The sequence below is a fragment of the Pseudomonas sp. SAR267 genome, assembly GCF_052077595.1.
GTDB classification, from domain to species: Bacteria; Pseudomonadota; Gammaproteobacteria; order Pseudomonadales; family Pseudomonadaceae; genus Aquipseudomonas; species Aquipseudomonas vlassakiae.
In genome coordinates, this window is the sequence record NZ_JBQIHU010000001.1 from 2,642,938 (window position 1) to 2,658,027 (window position 15,090).

Sequence of the window (15,090 nt, forward strand, 5' to 3'; positions counted from 1 at the left end):
TCACATCAGGCGAGTTCAGCGAAGCACTCTTCGATGATGGCCAGGCCTTTGTCCAGCAGTGCGTCTTCGGCGGTCAGCGGAACCAGGATACGCAGGACGTTGCCGTAGGTGCCGCAAGACAGCAGGATCAGACCCTTGTCGCGTGCCTTGGCCACAACCTGGGCAACGGCAGCAGCGTTCGGGGTGTGGGTGCCTTTTTCGAAGACTTCCACAGCGATCATCGAGCCCAGACCACGGACGTCGCCGATGATCGGATGCTTTTCCTGGATCTTGCGCAGGCCAGTGGTCAGGTGCTCACCAACAGCCTTGCTACGGTCCAGCAGCTTCTCTTCCTCGAACACCTGGATAACGGCCAGGGCCGCGGCGCAGGCGATCGGCGAACCGGCGTAGGTGCCGCCCAGGCCGCCCGGAGCGATGGCGTCCATGATTTCGGCCTTGCCGCACACACCGGCCAGCGGGAAGCCGCCAGCGATGGACTTGGCGAAGGTGGTCAGGTCAGGCGCAACGCCCATCTGCTCCATGGCGAAGAAGGTGCCGGTACGACCAGCGCCGGTCTGCACTTCGTCGGCGATCAGCAGGATGCCGTGCTTGTCGCACAGCTCGCGCAGGCGCTTCATCAGCTCTTTCGGCGCTGGCAGGAAGCCGCCTTCGCCCTGGACTGGCTCGAGGATGATCGCGGCGATGTCGCGTGGCTCGGCATCGTTCTTGAAGATGCGCTCGACCGAGGCAATGGCGTCGTCAACGCTGACACCGTGCAGTTCGCTCGGGAACAGGGCGCGGAAGATGCCGCCTGGCATCAGGCCCATGCCAGCGGAGTACGGCACGACCTTGCCGGTCAGGCCCAGGGTCATCATGGTACGGCCGTGGTAGCCGCCGGTGAAGGCGATCACGCCAGCGCGGCCAGTGGCTGCACGGGCGATCTTGACGGCGTTTTCAACGGCTTCGGAGCCAGTGGAAACCAGCAGGGTCTTCTTGTCGAAGTCGCCTGGCACCAGCTTGTTGATCTTTTCGCACAGCTCGACGTAAGGCTCGTAGGCCAGCACCTGGAAGCAGGTGTGGCTGACCTTGGTCAGCTGCTCTTGCACAGCTGCAACCACTTTCGGGTGCAGGTGGCCGGTGTTGAGTACTGCGATGCCGCCGGCGAAGTCGATCAGTTCGCGGCCTTCAACGTCGATCACCGTCGAGTTCTTCGCGGATTCCACGAAGATCGGGTGGATCTGGCCGACGCCACGTGGGACGGCGGCTACACGACGTTGCATCAAGGATTCGTTGGTCTTGCTCATAAAGCCCTCATTGCGCCGACAGCGGCGCTTTTATTCGGGGGTGGCCGGGTGTGTTCGCGAACAGTATTCGTTGATCGACTGCCGTAAACGCCCTGTCCACCAGGTACTGCGATGTCAAAAAGGCCAGCGAGACGTCGCTCTCGCGCCCCGCTGGCAGAGGTAAAACCTTTTACCTGGCGATCAGACGCTGATGCACAGGTATTTGATTTCGAGGTAGTCCTCGATACCGTATTTGGAACCTTCGCGGCCCAGGCCCGAAGCCTTGATGCCGCCGAATGGCGCCACTTCGTTGGAGATCAGGCCGGTGTTGATGCCGACCATGCCGTATTCCAGGGCCTCGGCGACACGGAACACACGGCTCATGTCACGGGCGTAGAAGTACGAGGCCAGGCCGAACTCGGTGTCGTTGGACATGGCGATCACTTCGGCTTCGTCTTTGAAGCGGAACAGCGGCGCCAGTGGGCCGAAGGTCTCTTCCTTGGCGACAGCAGCGGTGTTCGGCACGTCGACCAGGATGGTCGGCTCGAAGAAGTTGCCTTCGATCAGCTTGCCACCGGACAGCACCTTGGCGCCTTTGCCTACGGCGTCTTCGATGTGTTCCTGGACCTTGGCGACAGCCTTGCCGTCGATCAGCGGGCCAGTGGTGGTGCCTTCTTCCAGGCCGTTACCGATCTTCAGCTTGGCGACAGCAGCGGCCAGCTTCTGGGCGAACGCGTCGTAGACGCCATCCTGCACGTAGATACGGTTGGCGCAGACGCAGGTCTGGCCGTTGTTGCGGTACTTGGAGATGATCGCGCCCTCGACCGCCTTGTCCAGGTCGGCGTCATCGAACACGATGAACGGAGCGTTGCCGCCCAGCTCCAGGGAAACCTTCTTGATGTCCTTGGCGCACTCTTCCATCAGCTGGCGGCCGATTTCGGTCGAGCCGGTGAAGGACAGCTTGCGTACCAGGGAGTTGCCGGTCAGCTCGCCGCCGACTTCGCCAGCGCTGCCGGTAACGACGCTCAGCACGCCAGCCGGGATGCCGGCACGGTTGGCCAGCTCGACCAGGGCCAGGGCGGAGTAAGGGGTCTGCGAAGCAGGCTTGAGCACCATGGTGCAGCCAGCGGCCAGGGCCGGGCCGGCTTTACGGGTGATCATGGCGGCCGGGAAGTTCCACGGGGTGATGGCCGCGGTAACGCCGATCGGCTGCTTGATGACGATCAGGCGCTTGTCTGGCTGGTGGCCCGGGATGGTGTCGCCGTAGACACGCTTGGCTTCTTCGGCGAACCACTCGATGAACGAGGCAGCGTAGGCGATTTCGCCCTTGGCTTCGGCCAGTGGCTTGCCTTGCTCGGTGGTCATCAGGCGAGCCAGGTCGTCCTGGTTCTCGATCATCAGTTCGAACCAGCGACGCAGCTTGGCCGAACGCTCCTTGGCGGTCAGTGCACGCCAGGCCGGCAGGGCCTTGTCGGCGGCTTCGATGGCGCGGCGGGTTTCCGCGGTGCCCATCTTCGGCACGGTACCGATGACTTCACCAGTGGCCGGGTTGGTCACATTGATGGTCTGGCCGCTGTCCGCATCCAGCCACTCACCGTTGATGAAGGCTTGCTGGCGGAACAACTGAGCGTCTTTGAGCTGCATGTCGGCTTCCCGAATTGTTGATTGTTTGAAAAGCGCCCAAGGCAGGGCATCGAGCGTTTGAAATCTCAAACGAATGCTAAGCGGCTGCTGGGGTGTTGGACAATAGGCCGTTCGAAAAAAAGAACGAATGGTTGAACACCCTATCCGGAAATGGTCGCTACAGGGTAGACGATCGAGCGGAGGGAAATGTGAAGGGTGGAGGGTTCGCCGTGACATCTTTGGCGCCTGGGAGATCGAGCGCCGCCCGCGCGGCGCATCGCGGGCAAGCCCGCTCCCACATCTGTTTCGGGCCAATCTCTCCTGTGAAGCCAACAGGGACCGCCTTGTTGGCATGGCAATGCATCTCGGTGGGCGCTGATGCCGCTCCACCAGTCTCCAGTCATGCACCAAGGCGGATCCTGTTGGCGGCACAGGAGAGACTGGCCCGAAACAGATGTGGGAGCGGGCTTGCCCGCGATGCGCCGCGCGGGCGGCGCTCGATCTATGCACCCATACAAAATCTACGTCAGGCCAACCAAAGTCAGAACGCCTTGGCCAGGTCGATCACCAGGGCCCGATAGCCAACGGAACCCGGCTGGCGGCTGTGCACCTTGAGTTCCACCAATACCTCCTGGGTCCCTCGACGCACTTCATTGAGCACCGTGGTGGTCAGCTTCTCGGGCGTAAGGAAATTCACCGAAGCCGAATAGATGAATTGGGTATCGGTCTCTGGCCGGTAGGCCACCACCGAGGTCACCGGGCTATACCATTCGTCGCCACGCTCCTTGCCGTATTCCCAGACCTGCTCGACCGTGCCCTTGGCTTCATCGATCCTGTATTCCACCGCCCGGCTGTAGTTGCCACTGAGCCTGGTGGGCGCAAAGTCGCGCCCCCAGCCGTTGTCGAACACGGTCAGCGTGCCTTTGCCAGTGAGCCAGGCGGTGTGCTGGGTCCAGGACCAGTCGAAGCCTTCGCTCTCGACGGGGGTCAGCACCTTCTCGCGCAGGCGCTGCGGCCAGCCCTGTGGTGAAGCCAGAATCCACTTCACCTGCTTGTCCCGACCGATCTTCACCACCCCTTGATGGCGAGCTGAAACGATAATGCTGTCGTCATCGGCGTCGTAGTCAATGGCATTGACATGGGCCCAGTTGCGCCCGGTGCCCACGCCTGGGGTATCACCGAACGGCAAGTCGCCTTCGGCCAGTTCGTTGGCCAGGCGGTCGTCCTGCTTCTGTACACCTTCTGGCAGCTGGATCGCCGCCTTGCCCAAGGTTTCCAGCAAGTCGCCGCGGTAGGGGTCGAGAATCTGGTTCAGGTCCCAGAAGTCCTGCACGTCGCCGGCTTCGTTGACCTCGATGATGTGGTCTCGTATCGAACGCACCCGCTTGCCGTCCGGGCGCCGATAATCACTGGTGCCGACGCGCAGCAGGTAGGTGCCGTTGGCGGTTTCGCGGATCTCGTGGGAGAAGTCGGCAAACTTGTCCGGCAGGTTGCGCTGCCAGATACGCCGGCCCAGCAGGTCGAACTTGGAATAGGTCTGGCCCTGCCCCCAGATCAGCTTGCCGTCGCGGGTCTGCTGGAAGCCCATGGTCCCGCCCAGGCCGTCGCGGCGGTTGGAGTCGTGGATCTGCTCGATGTCCAGGTACCAACGCACGTCACCGTTGCTGTCGGAGATCCAGTTGTTGCCGACCTGGTCCCATTCCGCGGCGCCGCCCAGGCCGTTCCACTTGAAGGCACGGCCACCGGGAATGTCACCTTGCAGGTGGTTGAACAGGTACAGGCGCTGCTCGAAGCCTGGCGCCACCTTGACCGGTTCGACCTCCGGCAGCGCGGCGGTCTGCTTCGCCACCACTGGCAGGCGCACGGCCGGAGCATAGATCTGGTACTGCTCGCGGATGCGCTCGCCGTCGAGCTTGTAGGTCACTTCCACCTGGTTGACGTAGTCCGGGTACAGGCCGAATACCGGGATACCGCCATAGGTCCACAGCGAGCGCTCGGACACCTCGTAGGCAATGTCCACGCCGCGCTCGCCCTTGCCGCGCACCCGCACATGGGCGGCGCTCAGGCTGCGCCCACCGTCGCGGATGATCGCGGTCAGCGGCGCCAGGCGGTACGGGTTGACCACCACATCGCCGAGCAGCGCCTCGGTGCGCTCGGGGACCTTGGCAGTAAGGCAGGCGCCTTCGGGCAGTACTGGGGTTTCAGTCTTGGCGTTCATGGCAAAGCTCCTTTTTACTCAAAAGTCGTAACGGGCGGTGGCGCCGAAGGTGCGCGGGGTACCGAGCACGCCGGCGTACCCACCGTTGGCGGAGTTCCACAGGCTGGTGAAATAGGTCTTGTCGCCGGCGTTCTTCACCCACAGCGACAGGTCGACCACGCCGTCGCCCTGGTCCAGGCGCACACCGGCGGAGAGGTTGACCAGCGCGTAGCTGGGGATCTGGCCGAAGTCGGAATCGTCGATGGTGCCCACCGCCCGCGAGCGGAATGCATAGCTGGCGGTGACGTAGGGTTCGACGTGCTGGCTGGCCTGCCACTTGTATTCGCCGTTGAGGTTGGCGATGTACTTGGAGGCGCCGACCACCTGGTGGCCGGACAGGTCGCAGGTGGCCGTGGCATTGGCCAGGCTCACTTCCGGCGGGCACGGTGCGTCGTCGTACTTCAGGTAGCGGACGTCGTTCCACGAGCCGTTGAAGTTCACCGTCAGGCCTTTGATCGGCAGCGCCGTGGCTTCGAACTCCAGGCCGCGCGAGCGCACGCTGCCTGCGTTGGCCAGGTACTGCACGCGGTTGATCTGGTCGTAGACGTTGGCCTGGTAGCCATGCACCTCGGTCCAGAACAGGTTGGTGTTGAGCTGCAGGCGGTTATCGAACAGCGTGCTCTTGAGGCCCAACTCGGCGTTGTTGGCCCGCTCGGTGCCGACCAGCAAGGAGTCGGTGCCCAGGCGCGGCGCGGCGCCGACGGTGAGGTTGACGCCACCAGACTTCTCGCCGTGGGTCAGGGTGGCGTAGCCGAGCAATTGCTCGTTGAAGCGATAGCTCAGCCCCAGCAGCCCGGAAGGGCTGAAGCTGTACTGGTTGAGGTCGCCCGAATCGTACGCCCCCACCCTGCCCTGGCGCGCAGCGGCGGCCGCACCGGTTACAGCAGCACCACCGGTTGGCGCGTCGCGGGTCACCCAGGCGCTCTTTTCCTCGTAGGTGCCGCGGATACCGGCGGTGAAGTCCAGGCGATCGGTAAGGTGCCAGGTGCCCTGGGCGAACAGCGCGTAGCTGTCGGTATCGATATGGCCATTGCCGATGGTATTGACGTTGGCCAGGGCGCCGGCCGGGGTGATGTTCCAGATGTCCGCCTGGGGGCCGTAATAGGTGAAGGACTTGTTGTCCAGGTCCTGCTTGAAGTAGTACGCGCCGAGCACATAGTCGAAGACGCCACCGGTGGGCGACGCCAGGCGGATTTCCTGGGAGTACTGCTTGTCGCGTACCGACACCCCAGCGCTGTAGAACACCGGCACATTGAGGCCGTCGTCATTACGCGGGGTGAAGTCCCACCAGCGGTAGGCGCTGATCGAAGTCAGGGTGAAGTCGTTGGGCAGGGTCCAGTTGGCCTCGACCGAGGTACCGCCCTGGAACACCGTCACCTGTTGGTCGGCATCGAAGTTGACCTTGCGGTCCTTGCCCGATACCAGTGTCGCCCCAGCCTGGGCGGCCAGGCTTTCGTAGCGGTTGACGCCATTGATGGTCGGCCCGGTGCTGTAGAGGCTGAGGATGCCGTTGTTGGAATCCTCTTCGTTGTATTCACCGATCCAGCGCAGGTTGAAGGTTTCGCTCGGCTTGAACAGCAGCTGGGTACGAAAGCCCTGGCGTTTGCCACCGTTGAGCTCGTCGCCGTTGTGGATGTTCTTCACATAACCATCGTCTTCGGTGTGGTAGGCACTGATGCGCCCCGCCAGCGTCTCGGTGATCGGCCCGGAGTAACTGCCCTGGGTCTGCAGGTAACCGTCCTCGCCAATCGATTGCTGAATGCTGCCCTCGGGGTGGAAGGTCGGTTTGCGCGTGGTGATGTTCAGCACCCCCGCCGTGGTGTTCTTGCCGAACAGCGTACCCTGCGGGCCGCGCAGCACTTCCAGCTGGTCGACATCGAGCAGGTCGAACACCGCCATGCCCGGCCGCCCGAGGTAGACGTTGTCCAGATAGATGCCGACGCTGCCTTCCAGGCCATCGCTGGCCGGGTTGTTGCCCAGGCCACGAATCGAGATGCTCGACTGCCGCGCATGCACATAGGCGACATTGGTGCTGGGCACCAGCTGTTGCAGATCCTGCACACGGTAGATGCGCTGGGTTTCCAGGGTTTCGCTGCTGAGCACACTGATGGGCGTGGGCACGCTCTGCGCGGTTTCCTCGCGGCGGCGGGCATTGACCGTGACCGTGCCGAGCTTGGCTTCCTGCTCCACGGCCGGCGTGGTGCTGACGGGTTCTTCGGCAAAGCTGCCGTTGGATGCTGCCAGCAACACGCCGGCGGCCAAGGGTTGCAAGGTAAAGCGCGACGCGCGCGCAGGCCAACGGGAAAGTCCAGACATGCAAATGCTCCTTGAGGCTGCGGCCCTGGGCGAGCATTTCCGTTGGCGGAACCGAATCGCGGTCAGTTGGGCTTATATTCTTTTAAGAGATATAAATATTTTTAAATCATATTTTGTGGAATAAGTGACTCCCTTTATAAGGGGGCTGACCCTCTTCATCAATTGCATTCGACCGAAAGTTTTCATGTAGAAAATGCATATCGACCTACGCCAGCTCCGCCACTTCATCGCCCTTGTCGAGCACCGCAGTTTCGTCGCTGCGGCGGCTGCGGTGAATCTGTCGCAATCGGCCTTCAGCCGCAGCATCCAGACCCTGGAGCACAACATCGGCTGTCGCCTGGTCGACCGTGCCAGCAAAGAGCTTTCACCCACTCGACAGGGCTTGCTGGTGCTGGAGCATTCGCGGCGCCTGGTGCATGGCGCGCATAATCTGGTCAACGAGATTCACCAGTTCAATGGCGCCACCACCGGCGTGGTGCGCTTCGGCTCCGGCCCGGCACCGGCTGGCGGCCTGGTGCCAAAGGCCGTGGCGCGCTTCGTGGCCGAGTACCCGGCGGCGCGCACCTGCTTCCAGGTGGATAACTGGCAGGCGCTGAACCGCAAGCTGATCGCCGAAGAGATCGAGTTCTTCGTGGCCGACACACGGCAGTTCGAGTCTGACCCGGATTACCGCGTGCACAAGCTGGCACCGCAACGCTGGCACTTCTGTTGCCGGGCCGGGCACCCGCTGACCGAGCAGGCCGAGGTACGCGCACGGGACGTGTTCGACTACCCGTTGGCAACTACTTTCCGCCCACCGAACATCCGCAAGATCCTCAGCGATCTCAGCGGCCGCCAGGACTTTCTGCCGACGGTGGAGTGCGAGCATGGGTATGCATTGCTGAACGTGGTGATGCATTCGGACACCATTGGCATCGCCTGCAATGCCAACTTGCGGCCTTACCAGATGGAGCGGGGGCTGGTGGCGTTGAAACTGGTGGACCTGGCAGCGGAGCAGGAAGAGGCGTTCTATACCCGCTATGGGGTGGTGAGCCGGGTGGGGTATGGCTTGTCGCCGTTGGCGCAGGGGTTGGTCAGGCAGTTGATTGCCTGTGATACCGAGGTGTAGCTGGCGGGGGCTTCGCCCCCGTTTCGCGACACGAGGCCGCTCCCACATTTGATTGGCGTACGCCGTGCTTTTTGTGGGAGCGGCCTTGTGTCGCGAAAGGGCCGCAAAGCGGCCCCGGCGATATCAGCCTTTACGCGTGGTCCGGCTCAACTGGCCATCAACCCCCACCGGCACTTCACCGGCCAAGGTCACCCGCCGCACCACCCGCGGCTGGGTGCCGTAGTCATCCACCGCATAATGCTGCGTGGCGCGGTTATCCCAGATCGCCACATCCCCCGCCTCCCAGCGCCAGCGCACGGTGTTCTCCAACCGCGTCACATGCCCCTGCAGCACCGCGAACAGGTGCTGCGAGTCCGCCAGCGAATAGCCTTTGATGCGCTTGACGAAGTGCCCCAGCTGCAATGCACGTTCACCACTGATCGGGTGTACCCGCACCACCGGGTGCTCGGTCTCGTACACGGTCGAGGTGAACACCTTGCGATAACGTTCAAGCTTGGCCGGGTCGACATCGGGCTTGATGCTCGCGTAGTCATATTCGTTGCTGTGCACCGCCCACAGCTTGTCGGCCAGCTCGCGCAACGGCTCGGGCAGTTCCTGGTAGGCCGCCGCCGTGTTGGCCCAGACGGTATCGCCTCCGGAAGCCGGCGCCACCACGCTGCGCAGGATCGAGGCCTTGGGGTAGGCATCAACGAAGGTTACGTCGGTGTGCCAGGAGTTGGCCCGCTGGCCTTCGGCACCGTCCAGTTGCAGCAGGTAGCTGGTGCCGTCCACCACTGGCACGGTGGGGTGGGCGACTGGCTCGCCGAGCAGCTTGGCAAAGCCTTCCTGGCTAAGGTCGTCGAGGTGGGTCTGGCCACGGAAGAAGATCACCTTGTGCTTCACCAGGGCAGCCTGGATGGCATCGATAGTGGCGGCATCGAGGTCGGCGGACAACTTCAACCCACGGATTTCGGCGCCGATGCGGCCGGCAACCGGGTGAATGTCGAGTTCGAGGTTGTGTGGCACGGAGGCCAGTGCGGCATTGCTCATGGTCGTGGTCCTTGCGGTCATGGTCGGGTTTGGGTTCAGCGGGCGGCCTGCACGGCCTGTTGGTGTTGCAGTGCGGCATCGAGGAAACGCGGTTCGATCCACTCGGAAACCTGGAAGCCACGGCGGATCAGGCGCTCGCGGGCGGCCAGGTCGACGCCCTGCTGCAGCTGGGCAACGAAGTCGGCGTCCAGCCGTGGGTCGAAGTAATGGGCAAGGTCTTCCTTGGCCAGGTCATCGCTGAGGATGCTGCGAGGCCAGTTGGCGTTGCTCGCCACCAGGTCGACATAGGCCTCGCGGTTACGCTCGTCGCGCAGCCAGTTGGTGGCCTGCTCCTGGGCATTGACCAGGCGCTGCACCAGCTCGGGGTATTTGCGAATGAAATCGCCCGTGCCGAGCAACACCGCCTGGGTGCTGCCGGCGCCTGCCAGGTCGCGGGAGTTGACAGGCAGCTCGACCAGCCCGCGCTCACGCAGCGACAACAGGTTGGAAAGCCCCCAGGTGGCATCGATCTGTTTTGCAGCCAGCGCAGCGTTGGCGGCGTTGAAGTCGAGGTTGATCACTTTCAGGTCGCGCTCGGACAACCTCTGGCTGGCCAGCGCGCTGGCGAACGACAACTGGTTGGCGGTGCCGCGGAACACCGCCACGCGCTTGCCCTTGAGGTCGTGCAGGGACTTGATGCCGGACCCCGGCACTACGCCCAGATAGCTCTTCACCCCACGCACCCCGGCCGACAGCACACGGGTATCGAGGCCGTTGGCCTTGCCGACGATCGCCGCCAGGTCGCCCAGGTAGGCGAAGTCGGCCTGGCCATTGGCCAAGGCTTCGTTGACCACGGGGCCTGCGCCCTTGAAGAAGTGCCAGTCGATACGGATGCCGTCTTTGGCAAATTCCTTTTCCAGCAGTTGCTGGTCGCGCAGTACGTCGACCACACCGCCCGCACTGTGCTTGCTGCCGGCGCTGAGGTCGGGCACCGCGATGCGGATGCTTTCCGGCCTGGCCGGCTCGGCTGCGTGGGCGCCCAGGGTAAAGGCCAGACCGAGTGCGGTGATCAGGTGGCGAAGCGGGGTTTTCATGGCAAGGCTCCTTGGCAGGCTGCCACCGGCGATGGCCGGCGCGTTGGCCAGAAGCTAGGCAGGTCTGGTTAGAACCTACAAAGATCAAAACTTCATTTTTCATTAACGGAAAGACATAAACGAGGATTCATGCGGGGCGCGGGGTGGCTTGCGGGAAACGCATGGAAAATATGAGCAAAACGCAATGACGAGAGGGTTCCGCAGGCAGGGACTGCATGCTCTTATCTCTTGAAAGCTGCTTGTGTGAATTTTTAATTCCATGAGCGAATAACGTTGGAACGCTTCGAGAGATGGCCGATGAATGGAGTTCTGAGCAGAGGGCGGGGTTGGCTTCGGGGGCCGCTGCGCGGCCCAATCGCGACGCAAGGCCGCTCCCACAAAGGCTGCGTCTTGCCATGGGCAGTGCCAGTCTTGATTGCGCTGCTGTGGGTCGTGGCGAGCCAGCAGCACTGGATGAGCGAGCAGATCCTGCCGGCGCCCTCACTGGTGTGGCAAAGCGCGCTGGAGTTTGGCTCCGGTGAGCTTTGGGGGCACTTGTGGATAAGTCTGCAGCGGCTGTTCTGGGGGCTGTTGGCTGGCGTCGGCTGTGGCTTGCTGCTCGGCACATGGCTGGGTACCTCACGCCACGCGCAGACCTGGGTACTGCCAACCTTCGTGGCTTTGGCGCAAATCCCTACCCTGGCCTGGATTCCGCTGTTCATGCTGTTCTTCGGTATCGGCGAACTGCTCAAGCTGGTGGTGTTGGTGAAAGCCGTCGTGGTGCCGGTCACCCTGCATACGCTGGTCGGCGTGCGCGACGCGCAGCCGAAGCTGCGCGAAGCCGCCGCCGTGCTGCGCCTGCCACGTCACCTGTTGTTCCTGCGCCTGCTGCTGCCAGCGGCCCTGCCAGCCTTCCTCACCGGGGTGCGCCTGGCCCTGGCGACCGGCTGGACGTCGTTGCTCGCCGTGGAATTGCTGGCCTCCAGCGAAGGCATCGGCTACCTGATGGTCTGGGGCAGGCAGCTGTTCATGCTCGATCTGGTGCTGTTGTGCATCCTGGTGATCGGTCTGGTCGGTGCACTGCTGGAGCGCGGCTTCTCGACCCTGGAGAAGCGCCTGCTGTTCTGGCCTCAACCGGCCACCGGCGAACAACAGCGCGGGCCCATTCCACGGGGCTGGCAAAGCCTGCTGCTGCCAGCGGCTTTGCTGGCGCTGTGGCAGGCGAGCAATAGCTTGGGCTGGATCGACCCGAACATCCTCGCTTCGCCGCTGGATGTGCTGCGCGCGCTGTTCAGCGGGCTGGCCGACGGCTCGCTGCCAGAAGCCATGCTGCTGAGCCTGCAGCGCACCCTGACCGGCCTGGTCCTGGGTGGCGGCGCAGGCTTGCTGAGCGGGTTGCTGCTGGGGCTGTCGCCAAAGGCCGAACGCCTGTTCGGGCCAAGCCTGTCGGCCCTGCGGCAAGTGGCGCTGTTTGCCTGGGTACCCTTGCTCACGGCCTGGTTCGGCCTCGGCGAAGGGGCCAAGCACGTGTTCGTCGGCCTGGCGGCATTCTTCCCGCTGCTGATCGCCACCCAGCGCGGCATCGCCAGCCTCTCGCCACAACTGGGCGAAGCGGCCCGCACACTACGCCTGAACCTGTGGCAACGCCTGCGCCTGCTGGTGCTGCCCGGCGCCGCACCGGCGATATTCGCCGGCTTGCGCCTGTCCTTGATCTACGCCTGGCTGGGCACCATCGGTGCTGAGTACTTCATGCCCTCGGACGGTGGCATCGCCAGCCTGATGATCGGCGCGCAGCAATTGTTCCGCATGGACCAGGTGATGGCCGCAATGGTCCTGATCGGCCTGGTCGGCGCCCTGCTCGGCACCCTCGGCCAACGCCTCGAATCGCGCGCCACGCGCTGGAGAACCGCATGAACGCCTTCAATGCTTCACACCTGCACGCGGCCAATCAGGCCGACACCACGCCGCCGCTGGTCAGCTTCGAAGGCGTCGGCAAGGTCTTCAGCGTCGATGGCCAGCCGTTCGAGGCCATCCGCAACTTCAACCTGGCCATCAACGAAGGCGAGTTCATCGCCATCGTCGGCGCCTCGGGCTGCGGCAAGTCGACCCTGCTGCGCCTGCTGGTCGGGCTGGACACAGACCATAGCGGCAGCATCCGCATCGATGGCCAGGCGGTCAGCGGCATCGGCGGCGAGCGCGGCATCGTGTTCCAGGAGCATCGGCTGTTCCCCTGGTTGACGGTTGAACAGAACATCGCCCTGGGTCTGGTCAACGAACAGCTGACCCAGGGCGAGCGCGCCCGGCGTGTGCACGAGTTCGTGCAACTGGTAGGCCTGGTCGGTTTCGAGTCGGCCTACCCGCACCAGCTGTCCGGCGGTATGGCCCAGCGTGTAGCGATTGCCCGCGGCCTGGTGGCCAGCCCGCGCATCCTGTTGCTCGACGAGCCATTCGGCGCGCTTGACGCACTGACCCGCCAGCAGCTGCAGGACGAACTGCTGGCCATCCGCGAGCGCGCCGGCATCACCACCTTGCTGGTGACCCACGATGCCGAGGAAGCCACCTACCTCGCCGACCGGGTGGTGGTGCTGGAGCCGCGCCCTGGGCGGATCAAGTCAGTGGTGGAAATCGACTTGCCGCACCCGCGCCTGCGCACTGGCGTGGCCTTGCATGGGCTGCGCGAGCAGGTGCTGCATCAGATCACTGGCGATGGCGGTTACCTGCCGCCAGCGGCGCGCCGGGTGGAAGGCCTGCGGCCCGAGCTGATCGCGTTGTGATACTGACTTGCATCGCACCTGTGGGAGCGGGCAAGCCCGCGAATCAGGCGACACGGTGGATGGCACGGGCTTCGCCCGTGTTCGCGGGCGAGCCCGCTCCCACAGGGATCGCGACGATTTTCAGAGACTGAGGATGCAACTCAGCCGAGATCGCGCAGGTAGGTCCAGGGATAGATACCCCGCTCATGCCCATCGCTGAACACCAGCTGCACGCCATACCCCTGCGCCACCACCTGCTCGACGCGCACATCCTCACTCACCAATGACACCCGCCCCTGCAACCTCGCCGCACGGCATTGCGAGCAGGGGCAGGCGCCGCGCAGGCGGGCATGGCTGATGAGCGCTTCGGCATCGACCCATTGCAGCGCCAGCAGCCCCGGCCCACGCTGGTTGCGAATCGCGACTGGGACGTTCATCAGACCGCCCCACGCAATTGCGCCAGGGCAATGCGCACCGCCTTGCGCACTTCAGGATCACTGTCACCCTCGGCCGCTTGCAGCGCTGGCAAGGCGCGGGCCAGGCCCAGTTCACCCAACGCCAGTGCAGCTTCCTTGCGCAGGTTGGCAATGCCATGGCCCAGCAAGCCCGCCAAAGCATCCAGCGCTTCGCCATGACGGAGGCGGCCCAATGAACGGGCGGCGCGCAAACGCACTTGCCAGAAGCCATCGCCCAGCGCCGCCACCAGTGCCGGCCCCGCCTGGGCGTGGCCAACCTTGCCCAACGTCGTCGCGGCTTCTTCGCGTACCTGCCAGGCGGGGTCGCGCAAGGCGCCAACCAGCGCCGGCAGTACCCCGAGGTCTCGAGCAAGGCCCAAAGCGCCAATCGCGGCGCGCCGTACCTCGGTGTCAGGCTCATGCTCAGCCAGTTGCGCCAAAGCCGGCAGTGCCGGCTGGTGTTTGAGCCAACCCAGAATACCCACGGCTTCGCGCCGCACTGCCGCGTCCTGGTCTTCCAGCGCCCGCAGCGCAGGGACGGCGGCGTCCTCCAGACGCAGCTCCCGCAGGGCGCGCAAGGTACTGGCGCGGACAAAGGCATCGGCATGAGTCGTCCACGGCAAAATCAGTTGCCCGGCTTCCGGGGTCTTCAACTCGCTGAGGCTCTGCGCGGCAGCCAGGCGAACTGCTTCTGCACCATCCGCCAGTGCGGCGCACAAGGCCTGTACCACTTCCGGTTCCTCCCAGGCTTCCAGCAGGCGCGCGGCCTCGGCGCGCACTTCGTCGGCGCCATCGACCAACAGGGCGTCGGTCAGCCACGGCAAGGCGTCGGGGTCTTCCAGGTCTGCCAGTTCGATCAGGGCAATGCGCCGCACGCCCGCATCGTCGGCTTCGAGGCGTGGCAGCAGTTCGAGAATCTCGGGGTTGTCGGTGCTTCGTTCGCTCATGGCGCGATCCTTGGCGGCGGATGACAGGGATGAATCAGCGCAGCAGGTACGGGATGTCGACCTTGACAGCACCGGTGGGGCAGTCTTTCTCGCAAGGCATGCAGTACCAGCACTCGTCGAATGCCATGTAAGCCTTTTGCGTGGCTGGGTTGATCGCCAGCAGGTCCATGGGGCAGACCTCGACGCAGACAGTGCAGCCTTTTTCGGCGATGCACTTGTCTTCGTCGATGGTCACCGGGGCGCTGCTGCGAAAGAATATTTCCTGGGGCTGGTAGGCCATTTCACGGG

At 64.0% G+C, this 15,090-nt stretch carries 12 protein-coding genes; 3 read left to right on the top strand and 9 right to left on the bottom strand.

The window, feature by feature from the left end; all coding sequences use genetic code 11:
- Positions 1-5 precede the first annotated feature (5 nt).
- From gabT to ACTORR_RS12735, 4 genes are all read right to left on the bottom strand, one after another.
- Positions 6-1,283 carry a 4-aminobutyrate--2-oxoglutarate transaminase gene (gene gabT, locus ACTORR_RS12720; RefSeq protein ID WP_054887246.1) on the bottom strand — a complete coding sequence of 426 codons (1,278 nt, stop codon included), beginning with the start codon at positions 1,281-1,283 and terminating at the stop codon, positions 6-8.
- A gap of 180 nt (positions 1,284-1,463) precedes the next feature.
- Positions 1,464-2,906, bottom strand: coding sequence for an NADP-dependent succinate-semialdehyde dehydrogenase (gene gabD, locus ACTORR_RS12725; protein ID WP_054887247.1), 1,443 nt, complete (start codon positions 2,904-2,906; stop codon positions 1,464-1,466).
- Between the two features lie 520 nt (positions 2,907-3,426).
- Complete coding sequence (locus ACTORR_RS12730; protein WP_313365243.1) at positions 3,427-5,103, bottom strand: aryl-sulfate sulfotransferase; 1,677 nt, start codon at positions 5,101-5,103, stop codon at positions 3,427-3,429.
- An 18-nt stretch (positions 5,104-5,121) separates the two neighbouring features.
- Entirely contained in the window at positions 5,122-7,458 is a 2,337-nt protein-coding gene (locus ACTORR_RS12735) for a TonB-dependent receptor (RefSeq protein ID WP_313365242.1), read from the bottom strand.
- A 193-nt stretch (positions 7,459-7,651) separates the two neighbouring features.
- Here ACTORR_RS12735 and ACTORR_RS12740 point away from each other — a divergent pair, with 193 nt between their 5' ends.
- Complete coding sequence (locus ACTORR_RS12740) at positions 7,652-8,566, top strand: LysR family transcriptional regulator (RefSeq protein ID WP_313365241.1); 915 nt, start codon at positions 7,652-7,654, stop codon at positions 8,564-8,566.
- A 123-nt stretch (positions 8,567-8,689) separates the two neighbouring features.
- Here ACTORR_RS12740 and ACTORR_RS12745 read toward each other — a convergent pair whose 3' ends face one another.
- A complete protein-coding gene (locus ACTORR_RS12745) occupies positions 8,690-9,595 on the bottom strand; it encodes a TauD/TfdA dioxygenase family protein (RefSeq protein ID WP_099813869.1) in 906 nt (301 codons plus the stop codon).
- Positions 9,596-9,630: 35 nt separating this feature from the next.
- Positions 9,631-10,668 carry an ABC transporter substrate-binding protein gene (locus ACTORR_RS12750; RefSeq protein WP_313365240.1) on the bottom strand — a complete coding sequence of 346 codons (1,038 nt, stop codon included), beginning with the start codon at positions 10,666-10,668 and terminating at the stop codon, positions 9,631-9,633.
- Positions 10,669-10,965: 297 nt separating this feature from the next.
- On the opposite strand from ACTORR_RS12750, the gene ACTORR_RS12755 reads away from it, so the two are divergent.
- Both ACTORR_RS12755 and ACTORR_RS12760 read left to right on the top strand, forming a co-directional pair.
- Positions 10,966-12,561 (top strand): ABC transporter permease, encoded by a 1,596-nt coding sequence (locus ACTORR_RS12755; RefSeq protein WP_313365239.1) that lies wholly within the window; start codon positions 10,966-10,968, stop codon positions 12,559-12,561.
- On the top strand, positions 12,558-13,421 hold the full coding sequence (locus ACTORR_RS12760; protein ID WP_313365238.1) for an ABC transporter ATP-binding protein: 864 nt from the start codon (positions 12,558-12,560) through the stop codon (positions 13,419-13,421). Before ACTORR_RS12755 ends, ACTORR_RS12760 begins: the two co-directional genes overlap by 4 nt.
- A gap of 140 nt (positions 13,422-13,561) precedes the next feature.
- Here the strand turns inward: ACTORR_RS12760 and ACTORR_RS12765 are convergent, their stop codons facing one another.
- From ACTORR_RS12765 to ACTORR_RS12775, 3 genes are read right to left on the bottom strand one after another with little or no spacing between them, the layout of a single operon-like run.
- Complete coding sequence (locus ACTORR_RS12765) at positions 13,562-13,837, bottom strand: DUF971 domain-containing protein (RefSeq protein WP_099813873.1); 276 nt, start codon at positions 13,835-13,837, stop codon at positions 13,562-13,564.
- Complete coding sequence (locus tag ACTORR_RS12770) at positions 13,837-14,802, bottom strand: HEAT repeat domain-containing protein (protein ID WP_313365237.1); 966 nt, start codon at positions 14,800-14,802, stop codon at positions 13,837-13,839. Before ACTORR_RS12770 ends, ACTORR_RS12765 begins: the two co-directional genes overlap by 1 nt.
- Before the next feature lie 34 nt (positions 14,803-14,836).
- On the bottom strand, positions 14,837-15,082 hold the full coding sequence (locus ACTORR_RS12775) for a 4Fe-4S dicluster domain-containing protein (protein WP_008096634.1): 246 nt from the start codon (positions 15,080-15,082) through the stop codon (positions 14,837-14,839).
- Positions 15,083-15,090: the final 8 nt, after the last annotated feature.